The sequence below is a fragment of the Pseudomonas onubensis genome, from assembly GCF_965653655.1.
Taxonomy (GTDB): domain Bacteria; phylum Pseudomonadota; class Gammaproteobacteria; order Pseudomonadales; family Pseudomonadaceae; genus Aquipseudomonas.
The window spans coordinates 1-412 of sequence record NZ_CBFHAZ010000320.1; the positions used below are offsets into that span (position 1 = coordinate 1).

Annotated in this window: 1 protein-coding gene; it reads left to right on the plus strand. The window is 43.9% G+C overall.

The genetic code is table 11. From position 1 onward, the window contains the following. On the plus strand, positions 1-412 hold a 412-nt coding region (gene rplI / locus ACTD9P_RS30150; RefSeq protein WP_438870504.1), incomplete at both ends, for a 50S ribosomal protein L9.

Here is a 412-nt window from a genome sequence, read left to right on the forward strand (position 1 = left end):
GGTTATTTTCTTACAAGATGTAAAAGGTAAAGGAAAAAAAGGCGAAATGAAAAACGTAGCAGACGGTTATGCACATAACTTTCTCATTAAAAAAGGCCTCGCTGTCGAAGCAAATGCGACAAACATCAGCGCATTGAAAGGACAGAAAGAAAAAGAGAAAAAAGAAGCGATTGCCGAGCTTGAAAGAGCGAAAGATTTGAAAGAAACGCTTGAACAGCTGACTGTTGAGCTGAGTGCCAAATCCGGTGAAGGCGGCCGCCTTTTCGGGTCTGTCACAAGCAAGCAGATTGCAGAAGCGCTGCAAAAAACGCATAAGATTAAAGTGGATAAACGGAAACTGGAGCTCCAAGACGGTATCCGCACACTGGGATATACAAACGTTCCTGTAAAGCTGCACCCTGAAGTTCAGGCT